The organism is Pseudomonas sp. DE0157 (genome assembly GCF_007678615.1).
GTDB lineage: Bacteria > Pseudomonadota > Gammaproteobacteria > Pseudomonadales > Pseudomonadaceae > Aquipseudomonas > Aquipseudomonas parafulva_B.
Genome location: NZ_VEJN01000002.1, coordinates 127806 through 141581, shown reverse-complemented (window position 1 = coordinate 141581; position 13776 = coordinate 127806). Strand labels below are relative to the sequence as shown.

Below are 13776 nucleotides of genomic sequence, written 5' to 3'. Positions count from 1 at the left end.
CGCCTTTCTGAAAGCGGGACTGGCCCCCCTGTAGGAGCGGCCTTGCGCCGCGAAAGGGCTGCGAAGCGGCCCCAGCATTTGATCAGTACCACGGATGCTGGGGCCGCTTCGCAGCCCTTTCGCGGCGACAGGCCGCTCCTACAGGGGTCCGCGCTGGCCTTCGGGGTGGCGCAAGAATCTAGCTGTTGTGGGAGCTTCCCATGTTGAACACCCTTCTACCCATCCTGCTGTTCGCCGCGCTCGGGCTTGCCGTGCTCGGTGCGCTGCGCCGTGTGAACATGTGGCGCCGTGGCCGGCCCTCCAAGGTGGACCTGATCGGCGGCCTGCTGGCCATGCCGCGCCGCTACCTGGTGGACCTGCACCATGTGGTCGAGCGCGACAAGTACATGTCCAACACCCACGTGGCCACCGCTGGTGGTTTCGTGCTCTCGGCGCTGCTGGCGATCCTGGTGCACGGTTTCGGCCTGCAGAGCAAGGTCCTGGGTTACGCCTTGCTGCTGGCCACGGTGATCATGTTCACCGGCGCCATCTTCGTCTTCAAGCGTCGCCTGAACCCGCCTTCGCGCCTGTCCAAGGGCCCGTGGATGCGCCTGCCTAAGAGCCTGCTGGTATTTGCTGCCAGCTTCTTCATCGCCACCTTGCCGGTGGCCGGTATTCTGCCGGCCAACACGGGCGGCTGGGTGATGGTCGGCATTCTGGGCCTGGGCGTGCTGTGGGGCGTGTCGGAGCTCTTCTTCGGCATGACCTGGGGCGGGCCCATGAAGCACGCCTTCGCCGGTGCCCTGCACCTGGCCTGGCACCGGCGCGCCGAGCGTTTTGGTGGCGGCCGCTCGACCGGCCTCAAGCCTTTGGACCTGGAAGACCCACGTGCGCCGCTTGGCGTGGAAAAGCCGGTGGACTTCACCTGGAACCAGCTGCTGGGCTTTGACGCCTGCGTGCAATGCGGCAAGTGCGAGGCCATGTGCCCGGCCTTCGCCGCTGGGCAGCCGTTGAACCCGAAAAAACTCATTCAGGACATGGTCATCGGCCTGGCCGGTGGCACTGACGCCAAGTTCGCCGGCAGCCCTTACCCCGGCAAGCCGATTGGCGAGCATGGTGGCCATCCGCACCAGCCGATCGTCAACGGCCTGGTGGATGCCGAGACACTTTGGTCGTGCACCACTTGCCGCGCCTGCGTTGAAGAGTGCCCGATGATGATCGAGCACGTCGATGCCATCGTCGATATGCGCCGCCACCTCACCCTGGAAAAGGGCGCCACCCCGAACAAGGGTGCCGAAGTGCTCGACAACCTGATTGCCACTGACAACCCCGGTGGTTTCGCACCGGGTGGCCGCATGAACTGGGCTGCCGACCTGAACCTCAAGCTGCTGTCGGAGGTGAAGAGCACCGAGGTGCTGTTCTGGGTGGGCGACGGCGCGTTCGACATGCGCAACCAGCGCACGCTGCGTTCGTTCGTCAAGGTACTCAAGGCTTCGGGTGTGGACTTCGCCGTGCTGGGCCTGGAGGAGCGCGACAGCGGCGACGTGGCGCGCCGCCTGGGTGACGAAGCGACGTTCCAGCAACTGGCCAAACGCAATATCCAGACCCTGGCCAAGTACAAGTTCCAGCGCATCGTCACCTGCGACCCGCACAGCTTCCATGTGCTCAAGAATGAATACGGCGCACTGGGCGGCAACTACCAGGTGCAGCACCACAGCACCTACATTGCCGAGCTGATTGGCGCCAACAAACTCAACCTGGGGCAGCACAAGGGCGGCAGCGTCACCTACCACGATCCGTGCTACCTGGGCCGCTACAACGGCGAGTACGAGGCGCCTCGCGAGGTGCTCCGCGCGCTGGGAATCGAAGTTCGCGAAATGGAGCGCTCGGGCTTTCGCTCACGCTGCTGTGGCGGGGGAGGCGGTGCGCCGATCACTGACATCCCTGGCAAACAGCGTATTCCCGACATGCGCATGGACGACATCCGCACCACCGAAGCCGAAGTGGTTGCCGTGGGCTGCCCGCAGTGCACGGCCATGCTTGAAGGGGTAGTAGAGCCACGGCCGCTGATCAAGGACCTGGCCGAACTGGTGGCCGATGTACTGATCGAGGAAGAGGCCCAGCCAGCGGCTGCCAAGCCTGCGAAATCCAAACGTGAACCTGCGGAGGTGCATTGATGAGCGACATCATCCGCCGCGACCCTCGCGCCGAGTGGATCGCCCGTAACCGCCTGCATCCGCTGCATGCAGCCATGCAGACGCAACAGACCAGCTGGATGGGGCCCAACGGCCTCGTGCGCAAGAACCCTCACGCCAGTGCAGCGGGCTTCATCGGCCCCAATGGGCTCAAGCGCATCGACCGCTCGGGGGCCCAGCAGGGCACCAGTGGTGGCGCACGCCGTAGCGCTGCGGTCGAAGTGCAGTTGCCGCTGCACCAGGTGCCAGAGCCTGCGTTCTACATTGCCGTAGTACCGGACATGATCGGCGGGCGCCTGGGTAGCCATGACCGCGACCTGCTGGGCCTAGCCCATGGGCTGGCGGGCAGTGACGGTGCGGTACTGGCAATCGTGTTCGGCGAGCACAAGGAAACCAACTTTGCCGGCGCAGGTGTGGACCGCTTGCTGGTCATCGAAGGCGAGGCGTATCAAGGGTATGCACCGGAGCAGTTGGTGCAGGGCCTGCGCGCTGTCGACAACCAGTTCGCTCCGCGCCACTGGCTGCTGCCAGACAGCCGCACCGGCGGTGGCGAGCTCGGCCGACGCCTGGGTGCTGCGCTGGGCGAGCGCCCGGCAACACGCGTCTGGCAGGTCAAGGATGGGCAGTGCATCGGCCGCGCCGGTGCGGGCCAGCAAGACATGCAACGCGCGCTGCCACGCCTGATCCTGGCTGCGGCCGAATGTGCAGAGCCTGTCAGCGAAACCCGTCACGAGGCTTTGCCGGTCGAGTTGTCCGGCAGTGTGGCGCGCAGTATCTCGCGCATCGAGGACCTGGGCTCGGTGGCCGTCGACCCGGCCAAGATCGCCATGGCCGAAGCCGAGTTCATCGTATCCGGCGGTAACGGGGTCAAGGACTGGGCCTTGTTCCACAAGGCGACCACGGCACTGGGCGCGACCCAAGGTGCATCGCGGGTGGCGGTGGATGATGGCCACATGCCGCGTGATCGCCAGGTCGGCGCCACGGGTACGTGGGTAACGGCTCGGGTGTACATGGCGGTGGGTATCTCTGGCGCGATCCAGCACCTGCAGGGCATCGGTGCGTGCGACAAAGTGGTGGCGATCAACATGGATCCGGGTTGCGACATGATCAAACGGGCCGACCTGTCGGTGATTGGCGACAGCGCGGCGATTCTTCAGGCACTGATCGACGCTGTGGAGCAGTTCCGCAACGGCGCCCAGCGTGACGCGGCATAAGGGCACGAGCATGAGTACGAAAGTCATCAGCCTGGTTTCGATCGGTGCGCATCCAAGCTCCGGTCGCACGCGGCGCGCCGAGCAGGACTCGCGGGCAGTCGAGTTGGGCCTGCAACTGGCCGGCGAAGACCTGCAAGTCGTGCACGCAGGGGATCCCCGTGAGGAAGCGTTGCGCGGTTACCTGGGGATGGGCCTGGAACATTTGGATGTGCTTGAGCAACCCGCAGGCGCCGATGTGCTGGGAGTACTAGGCGATTACCTGCGCGGTGCCGGTGCGCAACTGGTACTTACCGGCAGCCAGGCCGAGACGGGGGAGGGGTCGGGCATGCTGCCGTTCCTGCTCGCCGAAAAACTTGGCTGGCCGTTGGTGGTGGGGCTGGCCGAGGTGGAATCCATCGAGAACGGTACTGCCCAGGTGTTGCAGGCGCTACCGCGCGGTCAGCGCCGGCGTTTGAAAGTACGCCTACCCATGGTGGCGACAGTGGATAACGCCGCGCCAAAGCCGCGTCAAAGCGCCTTCGGGCCAGCGCGCCGTGGTGTGCTGGCGGCGCAGGACGTACAGGTGGTGGAGGATGAGCTGTTGGGCGAAGAGGCCCTTCAGCCGGCGCGTCCACGGCCCAAGCGCTTGAAGGTTATCAAGGCCAAGAGCGGCGCTGACCGGATGAAGGCCGCAACGGCCAAGGCCAGTGGGGGCGGGGGCAAGGTGCTGAAGGACGTTACGCCGCAGGAAGGCGCTGAAGCCATCATGAAACTATTGGTGGAGGAAGGCGTGCTGCGCTGACGGGCATGCCACATGACTGAACCCGCGAGGCATCCAGCGCAGTAGCTGGCAGTGAACGCGGGTTCGCCCGCTCTCACAATGAACGATACGCGCCGTTCACTACCTGTCATTTCTGCCAGTTCGCAAGCACCGCATCCTCACTTACTCTACGCGTATGCCAAGCGAGTCAGAGTGATCATGGCGACCCTTCTGGATAGCACCGACCGACTTTATTCTGTATCGGGAAAAAGTCACCGCAAGCCACTTGCCTACACACCCTACGGTGCCCGGTGCTTGGCACAGGCCACCTGCATAGGGTTCTGTGGTGAGTTCAGGGATGCGCTGACGGCTAAGTATCCGCTAGGAAACGGTCGTCGTTTCTACAGTCCCAGGCTGGGGCGCTTCACCAGCCCGGACTCGCTGAGCCCATTTGGCAAGGGGGGTATCAATGCATACGGGTACTGCGGTGGTGATCCCGTCAATCGCCACGATCCGGATGGCGCTTTCTGGAGCGCTCTGCTCAGAACCATTGGTGTTGCATCCAGCGGCGCAACGCTCTTCGGTTCATTGATGCGAACCGCCAGGAACGTTGTTGGGCGTAGAAGCGCATTCAAGGCTGCAAGCACCAATGCAAGCAGAGAAAGTCCGCTCAATCATACGGAGTTGACGCAGGCTTCCAGGGTTGCAAACCAGCAATTCTTCATCACTGGAAGCGCAGGGGTGGCGGGTCAGCTCACTGCCGCGTTCACAGGTGCAACTGCCACTTTTCAATCGGCCACGGATGTACTGGGCGTCGTGAACGCAGTCACGAATCTGAGCGGCGGCTCGATCGGTAACTTTGCGGCTGCTCGCGAGGTAGTCGGTTATTTGCGGGCTAACCTGCGAGAAATTCCCACAGTAGCCTTCGAGACGCTGATGGATGTCACGATGGTGGACGAGATGCTATCCACTGTTGGCCGTGGGTTCATATCAGCTGCGGCCAAGATAAGGTCCTGGGGTACTCGCCCCTATGACGTGCAGAGCTAGCGTTAAGAATGCCACGAGGCTAAGCACGCTCTGCCGGTGAAAGGCAGAGCGCGCTACTGCTCCATCTGATGACTACTGAGCTAGCACTTCCTTCAAGTACGGAGCAGGCTCCGCCCCCAAGTTGTTCAGCAAGCGCCCGCTGTACCAGTCAATGAAATTCACCACGCCAAACTCGTAGGTCTTCGAGTAAGGCCCAGGCTGGTATGCCGTGGAATTGATGCCTCGCTGGTTCTCTTCTGCCAGGCGGCGGTCCTGGTCGTTGGTGGCGTCCCACACCTTTCGCATGTTCTCAGGGTTGTAGTCCACGCCTTCGACGGCATCCTTGTGCACCAGCCACTTGGTGGTGACCATGGTTTCCTGGGCGCTGATCGGCCACACGGTGAACACGATCATGTGATCGCCCATGCAGTGGTTCCAGGAGTGCGGCAGGTGCAGGATGCGCATCGAGCCCAGGTCTGGGTTCTTGATGCGGCCCATCAGCTTCTGGCAGGCCTGCTTGCCGTCCATGGTCATCGAGACCGTGCCCTTGAGCAGCGGCATGCGCACGATACGGTTACGCAGGCCGTGGCTCTTGTGCAGGTACGGGATCTTCTCGGCTTCCCAGGCGGCAGCAGAGGCGGCCACGTGGTCCTTGAATTCCTGGCTGGCGCGTGGGTCGTTGGTGTCGTCCCATTCCAGCAGGGTCTGCAGCAGCTCCGGGTGCGAGCCATTGCAGTGATAGCATTCACGGTTGTTTTCCAGCACCAGCTTCCAGTTGGCCTTTTCCATCAAGGTGGTCTGCACCGCCACCTTGGCATTTTCCATGTCGTACGGTTCCATGTAGTGGTCAAGGGTGGCCAGGAACTCGTCGATGGCTGGTGGGTTTTCCGCCAGGCTGATGAAGATGTAGCCGCCAGCGACCTTCACGTTCACAGGCTTGAGGCCGTACTGGTTCATGTCGAAGTCGGCGCCCATTTCGGTGCCGGCGAACAGCAGGCGGCCGTCCAGCTCGTAGGTCCACTGGTGGTAAGGGCACACCAGCTTGGCCACCTTGCCTTTTTCGCTGACGCACAGGCGCGAGCCGCGGTGACGGCACACGTTGTGAAACGCATGCACCTTGCCCTCGGTACCACGCACTACAATGATCGGGTTCTTGCCGATCTGCAGCGTGAGGTAATTGCCCTTCGCCGGGATCTCGCAGGTCATGCCGGCGATCAGCCACTCCTTGTGGAAAATCTCCTGCATGTCGATCTGGAACAGACGCTCGTCGGTGTAGAACGGCTGGGGCAGCGAGTAGGTGCGCTCGCGGTTCTGCAGCATCTGGGCAGTCGCCTTGCGTGCAGGTTCAAGTGGATCGCCCAGGCTCAGGGTTGCGGTGACGTCCATCGTGTATTCCTCGGGGCCGTGTGCGGCCGGCAAAAGGTGGCTAATCGTTGTTGTGGTGCCGCAAGGCTGTTAACCATGAACAGCGTGTTGTTTTGCGGTGGAGTGTGCGTCCGAAGGCGGCGTGAACCGTATCCATGGGCGACATGGCCGATTTGAATTACGACGCCGCAACCCTTGTCGTGTGGGGCTGGTCGCGATAAGTACGCCGATGTCGCTGGCAGGAATGTTCAAGGTCGCAAGCTTGAGCATCATCCGAGCCATAAAAAGGCCAACTGTCGGCTGCTGGAGATGAACATGTCCGAAACCTTCCTCAATCCGGTCACTACCCAGACCTGGGCCAACGGCCGCCACATCGTGCGCTGCGTCAAGGTCATCCAGGAGACCTGGGACGTGCGCACCTTCTGCTTCATGGCAGACCAGCCGATCATGTTCTTCTTCAAGCCCGGGCAATTCGTGACCCTGGAGCTGGAAATCGAAGGCAAGCCGGTGATGCGTTCCTACACCATATCCAGCTCGCCATCGGTGCCCTACAGCTTCTCCATCACGGTCAAGCGCGTACCCGGCGGACTGGTGTCCAACTTCCTGCATGACACCATGCACGAAGGTGCCGAGCTGCCGGTACACGGACCTGTGGGGCTGTTCAACGCCATCGATTTTCCAGGCGCCAAGGTGCTGTACCTGTCTGGCGGCGTGGGCATCACCCCGGTCATGTCCATGGCCCGCTGGTTCTATGACACCAACGCCAATGTCGACATGGTCTTCGTTCACAGTGCCCGTTCACCCAAGGACATCATCTACCATCGCGAACTGGAGCAGATGGCCTCCCGCGTGCCCAATTTCAGCCTGCACATCATCTGCGAGAAGCATGGCCTGGGCGAGCCTTGGGCGGGCTACCGTGGCTACCTGAACCAACGGCTGATGGAGCTGATCGCGCCGGACTACATGGAGCGTGTGGTGTTCTGCTGTGGCCCGACCCCTTACATGACGGCGGTCAAGCGCATGCTCGAGGCTGTCGGCTTCGACATGAACAATTACCACGAGGAGTCGTTCGGGGCGACGCCAGCCGAGGCCAAGGCCGATGCGGTCGAACACGCCGAAGCGGCCGCCGAGGCACCCGAAGTGGACGCCGCCGACCTCAACCTGGTTGAGTTCATCGGCAGCGAGAAGAGCATCCGCATCGCCCCCGGCGAAACCGTGCACGCTGCAGCGGCCAAGGTCGGCCTGATGATCCCGAAAGCTTGCGGCATGGGCATTTGCGGTACCTGCAAGGTGCTCAAGCTGGGTGGCGAAGTCGAAATGGAGCACAACGGCGGTATCACCGAGGAAGATGAAGCCGAGGGGTACATCCTGTCGTGCTGCAGCGTGCCGAAAGGGGATGTGCGCATCGATTATTGAGGGCCAGGCTGGGGTTGTGTTTGTGCAGCCTGACTGACCGGTGGTTGACTCAGGTCGGAACAAGCAGGTGGATACCCTGTCAATCTGCGGGGCGGAAACCTTGTGAATTCGATATTTAATGGCGATGGGCGGCACTTTTCTTTATCGTGTGCGCCCCTCGCAACAACCTGAGATAGACCCATGCTTGAAGCCTCCCTCAATCAAATCGAGCAGCTGGTCAGCGACCTGATGCAAAAAAACGCTCAACTCACCGAGCAGAACACCGCCCTGGGCCAGGAACTGGCCAAGGCAAAGGAAGAAAACGAAACCCTGCAGCTGTCGCTGATGGAGCAGGAAGAGCAGAACGGCAGCACTGCCGCCCGCCTGCAGGCCCTGCAGGCCCTGCTGGAACGCGCCAACTCGGGTGCAGTAGGCGCATGACCTCCCACTCAAGCCCGGTCAATGTCGTTTCCATTCTGGGCAATGACTATTCCCTCAAGGCACCCGCTGGTCAGGAAGAAACCCTGGCCCAGGCTGCTCGCATGCTCAATGCAGTGCTGGCTGAGACCAAGCGCCAGTTTCCGACACTCATCGGCGACAAGCTCATGGTCTTGGCAGCACTGAACCTGTGTTCGCGGCAGATCGAACAGCAGCGTGAACATCAGCAAGTGTTGGAGCAGACTCAGGCCAAGGTTGATGCGACCGTCGAGGCGATCGTCAAGACTCTGCAGGCTCCCGAAGGCCTCGGATAGTTTGCAGTACGATACCGGGGGGGGGCTGCCTTCTGTTCGAAAGCAATTGCCCCACCCGCCTCACGGTATAACGGCCAACATGCATGGCAGCATCTTTTATGGGCCCGATCAAGGTCACTTCCCCGGCAGCGTAGATGAGCGACTGCATTCCGGGTATTAGCCCTGCGACGCCCTCAGTGCGCAGCGTCGAACCTAACGCTACTGCCGCTTCTGTTGTGAAAAGTCCGGCGCTGGCCAGGCCGAGATTGTCGACCAAACCTGTACGGTCCGCCGCCTCAGGTGGCAAAAACAACTCGATGGTATCCGACACTGCCGGTGTTGCCAGAGCATGAAACCCCGCAATTCTGCGAGCCCTGTGAAGGGCCGGAAAAGATGCCCCTGGCTGCTGACGCTGCAGTTGGCGGTGCTCAATGGCTATCTCGGCGAATGACATGCCCATACCCACCACAGAGCCGAACGCGTTTGCCCCCCTCGCTGCGTAATGCTGGACAAGAGAAGGCTGTGAATTTACTGGACTTCGGCGCAGCGGTGCGTGGCCAGACGGGTCTGTGAAGTTGACCGGATCGTTGGTGCAGTACGCATAACAGTTGGGGCCACCGGCCCCCATCGGGCTGAGCGGATCGGGGGATCGGAACCTCATTAGCAAAGGGGAGTAGGCCCGCCGTCCGTTACCTAGCAAATAGGCAGAACTTGCCGGGTCCAGCACTTCACCGACAAAGGCTATGTGCATGTTGCACAGAGGTGGCTTATACCCGAATGGCGTAAAGGCCGGTGAGGGCCTCAACGTGGATCGTGGACACGCTGGTGATAAACGGGTTGGCATGAGGGGTGCTTTCGTGGGACCGTACGCCCACCATAACAACCCTGCACCGGCCCACCTACTGGCACATTTGTCAGTACGCCTGTGTCAATGACTGACAAAGCTGCGTATGTCCACTGCCAGCTCTCGCATCTTCCTATCCCAAGCGCACATGAACCCTGCGCCGTCGCTGCCGATGAGGGTGTTGAACCACAAGCCCTTCACGATTTTTTTTATCGTTATTGAATGACTGAAGGTATTTTTTACATTGATCGCGTTTCTCCAGTTCACAAGAGTGATTCCCCGGCCAGGTGCAAGCAGCCTATCGTCCTGTCCGGGAGGGAGAAACTGGCAGAAGTATCAAGTGCCGGCGATGGCCCGGATGTCTGCCGCCAGCTCGCGCACACGTTCTTCTTCAGTGTCCCAGGAACACATGAACCGCGCACCGCCGCTGCCGATGAAGGTATAGAAGCGCCAGCCCTTGCCTCGCAAGGCCTCGATCACCGGTTCGGGCATTTGCAGGAACACCCCGTTGGCTTCCACTGGGAACATCAGCTCGATGCCTGGCAAATCACTCACCAGTGATGCCAATAATTGGGCGCAGTGGTTGGCATGCTTGCCGTGCCGCATCCAGGCGCCGTCTTCGAGTATCCCGACCCAAGGCGCAGACAGAAACCGCATCTTCGAAGCCAATTGCCCGGCTTGCTTGCAACGGTAGTCGAAGTCTTCGGCCAACTGCCGGTTGAAGAACAGGATGGCTTCCCCGACGGCCATGCCGTTCTTGGTGCCGCCAAAACACAATACGTCGACGCCGGCTTTCCAGGTCAGTTCGGCCGGGCTGCAGCCCAGGAAAGCGCAAGCATTGGTAAAGCGCGCGCCGTCCATGTGCAAGTTAAGGCCCAATTCCTTGCAGGTGGCGCTGATCGCCTTGAGTTCGTCGGGGCGGTAGACGGTGCCGACTTCCGTGGCTTGCGTGAGCGTGACCACGCGGGGCTTTGGATAGTGAATGTCCTGGCGCTTGAGCGCCACTTCGCGGATCGACTCGGGGGTGAGCTTGCCGTTGGTACTGGGGGCGGTAAGCAGCTTGGAGCCGTTGGAGAAAAATTCCGGGGCGCCGCACTCGTCTGTTTCGACATGCGCGGTCTCCGAGCAGATCACGCTGTGGTAGCTCTGGCACAGCGAGGCCAGGGCCAGCGAGTTGGCGGCGGTGCCGTTGAAGGCGAAGAACACTTCGCAGTCGGTTTCGAACAAGGCCCGAAAGTATTCCGAGGCGCGCGCCGTCCATTGATCGTCGCCGTAGGCGCGGTCGTGGCCGTGGTTGGCTTTTTCCATCGCAGACCAGGCTTCCGGGCAGATGCCGGAATAGTTGTCGCTGGCGAATTGTTGGCTCTTATCTGTCATGACACTGTCCTGTGAACGACGCAGGACAGCACTCTAAACCATCGATTCAGCGGTTGACTATACAACCCCGATACCCATGCGTTTCAAGCGCACTTGTTCACGGGCTTCGCTGTATCCAAATCCAGGCAGGCGTGCCGAAGCGTCAGGTCAGTGAGCTTGGCCCGATGAAGAAACGGGCCGTGGCCTGGCGGGTGTTCAGGCCAGCGCCCCCCAACGCAAGCCGTACGTGTGGTCAGTGTGATCGGGACGCTGACCAATGTCGTAAACGCGCCATTGCAAGGCGTGCGCAGGCATCTGGCACACCCCGGCCAGCCCTACCATCGCCACAAAGGGTCAAAGTGAACCCTCCGAACAAAAAATGATCGCTGCCGGGAGATACAAGATGTTCAGCAAGCAAGACCAGATTCAAGGTTACGACGATGCACTGCTGGCGGCGATGAGTGCCGAAGAGCAGCGTCAGGAAGACCACATCGAGCTGATCGCCTCGGAGAACTACACGTCCAAGCGCGTGATGCAGGCCCAAGGCAGCGGCCTGACCAACAAATACGCCGAAGGCTACCCAGGCAAGCGCTACTACGGTGGCTGCGAGCATGTCGACAAGGTCGAAGCGCTGGCCATCGAGCGCGCCAAGCAGCTGTTCGGTGCCGACTATGCCAACGTCCAGCCGCACTCCGGCTCCTCGGCCAACAGCGCTGTATACCTGGCGTTGCTGCAGCCTGGCGACACCATTTTGGGCATGAGCCTGGCCCATGGCGGCCACCTGACCCACGGCGCCAAGGTGTCGTCTTCGGGCAAGCTGTACAACGCCGTGCAGTACGGCATCGACACCGATACCGGCCTGATCGACTACGACGAAGTCGAGCGACTGGCGGTCGAGCACAAGCCTAGAATGATCGTCGCGGGCTTCTCGGCCTACTCCAAGACCCTGGATTTCCCGCGTTTTCGCGCCATCGCCGACAAGGTCGGGGCGCTGTTGTTCGTGGACATGGCCCACGTGGCCGGCCTGGTCGCTGCGGGCCTTTACCCGAACCCGGTCCCGTTCGCGGACGTAGTGACCACCACCACCCACAAGACCTTGCGCGGCCCGCGTGGCGGCCTGATCCTGGCCAAGTCGAACGAAGAGATCGAGAAGAAACTCAACGCTGCCGTCTTCCCGGGCGCCCAGGGCGGCCCGCTGATGCACGTAATCGCCGGCAAGGCGGTCTGCTTCAAGGAAGCGCTTGAGCCTGAGTTCAAGAGCTACCAGAAGCAGGTCATCGAAAACGCCCAGGCCATGGCGCAGGTGTTCATCGAACGCGGCTATGACGTGGTTTCCGGTGGCACCGACAACCACCTGTTCCTGGTCAGCCTGATTCGCCAGGGCCTGACGGGCAAAGATGCCGACGCTGCCCTGGGCCGCGCGCACATTACCGTCAACAAGAACGCCGTCCCCAACGACCCGCAATCGCCGTTCGTGACCTCGGGCCTGCGCATCGGCACCCCGGCGGTCACCACCCGTGGCTTCAAGGTCGCCCAATGCGTGGCCCTGGCCGGCTGGATCTGCGACGTGCTCGACAACCTCGGTGACGCTGACGTCGAAGCCGATGTGGCCAGCAATGTCGCGGCGCTGTGCGCAGATTTCCCTGTTTACCGCTGAGTGGAGTCCCACACCATGCAACGTTACTCGGGCTTCGGCCTTCTCAAGCACTCCCTCAGCCACCACGAGAACTGGCAGCGCATGTGGCGTACGCCGACACCGAAGAAGGTGTACGACGTGGTCATCGTCGGCGGTGGTGGCCACGGTCTGGCCACGGCCTACTACCTGGCCAAGGAACACGGCATCACCAATGTCGCGGTGATCGAAAAAGGTTACCTGGGCGGCGGCAACACCGCCCGTAACACCACCATCGTGCGCTCCAACTACCTGTGGGACGAGTCGGCCCACCTCTACGAGCACGCCATGAAGCTGTGGGAGGGCCTGTCCCAGGACCTCAACTACAACGTCATGTTCTCCCAGCGCGGCGTGTACAACCTGTGCCATACCCTGCAGGACATGCGTGACTCCGAACGCCGGGTCAGCGCCAACCGCCTTAATGGCGTCGATGGCGAGCTGCTCAATACCGCCCAGGTCGCGGCCGAGATTCCGTACCTGGACTGCTCCAAGAACACCCGTTACCCAATCCTGGGTGCTACCGTACAGCGCCGTGGCGGCGTTGCCCGTCACGATGCCGTGGCCTGGGGTTACGCCCGTGCCGCCGACGCCCTGGGCGTGGATTTGATCCAGCAGACCGAAGTGACGGGTTTCCGCAAGGAAAATGGCGCGGTCATCGGCGTGGAAACCAACAAGGGTTTCATCGGCGCCAAGCGCGTGGGTGTGGTCACGGCAGGTAACTCAGGCCACATGGCCAAGCTGGCCGGCTTCCGCTTGCCGCTCGAATCGCACCCCTTGCAGGCACTGGTTTCCGAACCGATCAAGCCCATCATCGACAGCGTCATCATGTCCAACGCCGTGCACGGCTACATCAGCCAATCGGACAAAGGTGACCTGGTGATCGGTGCGGGTATCGACAGCTGGGTCGGCTATGGCCAGCGTGGTTCTTACCCGGTGATCGAGCACACCTTGCAGGCCATCGTCGAGATGTTCCCCAACCTCTCGCGTGTGCGCATGAACCGCCAATGGGGCGGCATCGTCGACACCTCGCCGGACGCCTGCCCGATCATCACCAAGACCCCGGTCAAGAACATGTTCTTCAACTGCGGATGGGGTACTGGCGGCTTCAAGGCGACCCCAGGTTCGGGCAACGTCTTCGCCGCGAGCCTGGCCAAGGGCGAGATGCACCCACTGGCCGCGCCGTTCTCCATGGACCGCTTCTACAACGGCGCCCTGATCGACGAACACGGCGCTGCCGCCGTCGCCCACTAACCGGAGACA

12 protein-coding genes are annotated in these 13776 nt (G+C 61.8%); 9 read left to right on the top strand and 3 right to left on the bottom strand.

Annotation, left to right across the window (positions count from 1 at the left end; all coding sequences use genetic code 11):
* Window positions 1-200 precede the first annotated feature (200 nt).
* The 4 genes from dgcB (at window position 201) to FS777_RS03330 (ending at window position 5174) form a co-directional block, all read left to right on the top strand.
* The gene (gene dgcB, locus FS777_RS03345) at window positions 201-2156 is read left to right on the top strand and encodes a dimethylglycine demethylation protein DgcB (RefSeq protein WP_078479262.1); all 1956 of its coding nucleotides are present in this window, start codon (window positions 201-203) and stop codon (window positions 2154-2156) included.
* Window positions 2156-3388, top strand: a complete 1233-nt coding sequence (locus FS777_RS03340; RefSeq protein WP_058602964.1) for an electron transfer flavoprotein subunit alpha/FixB family protein — start codon at window positions 2156-2158, stop codon at window positions 3386-3388. Before dgcB ends, FS777_RS03340 begins: the two co-directional genes overlap by 1 nt.
* A 10-nt stretch (window positions 3389-3398) precedes the next feature.
* Window positions 3399-4169, top strand: coding sequence for an electron transfer flavoprotein subunit beta (locus tag FS777_RS03335; RefSeq protein ID WP_058638091.1), 771 nt, complete (start codon window positions 3399-3401; stop codon window positions 4167-4169).
* Between the two features lie 177 nt (window positions 4170-4346).
* Window positions 4347-5174: an RHS repeat-associated core domain-containing protein gene (locus FS777_RS03330; RefSeq protein WP_145254018.1), complete on the top strand. Its 828-nt coding sequence runs from the start codon at window positions 4347-4349 to the stop codon at window positions 5172-5174.
* A 72-nt stretch (window positions 5175-5246) separates the two neighbouring features.
* Here FS777_RS03330 and gbcA read toward each other — a convergent pair whose 3' ends face one another.
* Window positions 5247-6539, bottom strand: a complete 1293-nt coding sequence (gbcA, locus tag FS777_RS03325; protein WP_058638090.1) for a glycine-betaine demethylase subunit GbcA — start codon at window positions 6537-6539, stop codon at window positions 5247-5249.
* Between the two features lie 294 nt (window positions 6540-6833).
* Here gbcA and gbcB point away from each other — a divergent pair, with 294 nt between their 5' ends.
* The 3 genes from gbcB to FS777_RS03305 all read left to right on the top strand — a co-directional run bounded on the left by gbcB (window position 6834) and on the right by FS777_RS03305 (window position 8665).
* Entirely contained in the window at window positions 6834-7934 is a 1101-nt protein-coding gene (gene gbcB, locus FS777_RS03315) for a glycine-betaine demethylase subunit GbcB (RefSeq protein ID WP_058638089.1), read from the top strand.
* Between the two features lie 180 nt (window positions 7935-8114).
* Window positions 8115-8354 carry a hypothetical protein gene (locus tag FS777_RS03310; protein WP_145254015.1) on the top strand — a complete coding sequence of 80 codons (240 nt, stop codon included), beginning with the start codon at window positions 8115-8117 and terminating at the stop codon, window positions 8352-8354.
* Window positions 8351-8665, top strand: coding sequence for a cell division protein ZapA (locus tag FS777_RS03305; protein WP_058638087.1), 315 nt, complete (start codon window positions 8351-8353; stop codon window positions 8663-8665). Before FS777_RS03310 ends, FS777_RS03305 begins: the two co-directional genes overlap by 4 nt.
* Here the strand turns inward: FS777_RS03305 and FS777_RS21355 are convergent.
* Both FS777_RS21355 and FS777_RS03290 read right to left on the bottom strand, forming a co-directional pair.
* On the bottom strand, window positions 8631-9488 hold the full coding sequence (locus tag FS777_RS21355; RefSeq protein WP_078479260.1) for an RHS repeat-associated core domain-containing protein: 858 nt from the start codon (window positions 9486-9488) through the stop codon (window positions 8631-8633). The two genes, FS777_RS03305 and FS777_RS21355, sit on opposite strands and share 35 nt — an antisense overlap.
* A 336-nt stretch (window positions 9489-9824) precedes the next feature.
* Window positions 9825-10865 (bottom strand): low specificity L-threonine aldolase, encoded by a 1041-nt coding sequence (locus FS777_RS03290; RefSeq protein WP_078479259.1) that lies wholly within the window; start codon window positions 10863-10865, stop codon window positions 9825-9827.
* A gap of 382 nt (window positions 10866-11247) precedes the next feature.
* On the opposite strand from FS777_RS03290, the gene FS777_RS03285 reads away from it, so the two are divergent.
* Window positions 11248-12501: a serine hydroxymethyltransferase gene (locus tag FS777_RS03285; protein ID WP_078479258.1), complete on the top strand. Its 1254-nt coding sequence runs from the start codon at window positions 11248-11250 to the stop codon at window positions 12499-12501.
* A gap of 15 nt (window positions 12502-12516) precedes the next feature.
* Window positions 12517-13767, top strand: a complete 1251-nt coding sequence (locus FS777_RS03280; RefSeq protein WP_023532460.1) for a sarcosine oxidase subunit beta family protein — start codon at window positions 12517-12519, stop codon at window positions 13765-13767.
* Window positions 13768-13776: the final 9 nt, after the last annotated feature.

Bases quoted from the DNA above. Each gene is read 5' to 3' on its own strand.
- dgcB (WP_078479262.1), top strand. From the start codon at position 201: ATGTTGAACACCCTTCTACCCATCCTGCTGTTCGCCGCGCTCGGGCTT.
- FS777_RS03340 (WP_058602964.1), top strand. From the start codon at position 2,156: ATGAGCGACATCATCCGCCGCGACCCTCGCGCCGAGTGGATCGCCCGT.
- FS777_RS03335 (WP_058638091.1), top strand. From the start codon at position 3,399: ATGAGTACGAAAGTCATCAGCCTGGTTTCGATCGGTGCGCATCCAAGC.
- FS777_RS03330 (WP_145254018.1), top strand. From the start codon at position 4,347: ATGGCGACCCTTCTGGATAGCACCGACCGACTTTATTCTGTATCGGGA.
- gbcA (WP_058638090.1), bottom strand. From the start codon at position 6,539: ATGGACGTCACCGCAACCCTGAGCCTGGGCGATCCACTTGAACCTGCA.
- gbcB (WP_058638089.1), top strand. From the start codon at position 6,834: ATGTCCGAAACCTTCCTCAATCCGGTCACTACCCAGACCTGGGCCAAC.
- FS777_RS03310 (WP_145254015.1), top strand. From the start codon at position 8,115: ATGCTTGAAGCCTCCCTCAATCAAATCGAGCAGCTGGTCAGCGACCTG.
- FS777_RS03305 (WP_058638087.1), top strand. From the start codon at position 8,351: ATGACCTCCCACTCAAGCCCGGTCAATGTCGTTTCCATTCTGGGCAAT.
- FS777_RS21355 (WP_078479260.1), bottom strand. From the start codon at position 9,488: ATGCCAACCCGTTTATCACCAGCGTGTCCACGATCCACGTTGAGGCCC.
- FS777_RS03290 (WP_078479259.1), bottom strand. From the start codon at position 10,865: ATGACAGATAAGAGCCAACAATTCGCCAGCGACAACTATTCCGGCATC.
- FS777_RS03285 (WP_078479258.1), top strand. From the start codon at position 11,248: ATGTTCAGCAAGCAAGACCAGATTCAAGGTTACGACGATGCACTGCTG.
- FS777_RS03280 (WP_023532460.1), top strand. From the start codon at position 12,517: ATGCAACGTTACTCGGGCTTCGGCCTTCTCAAGCACTCCCTCAGCCAC.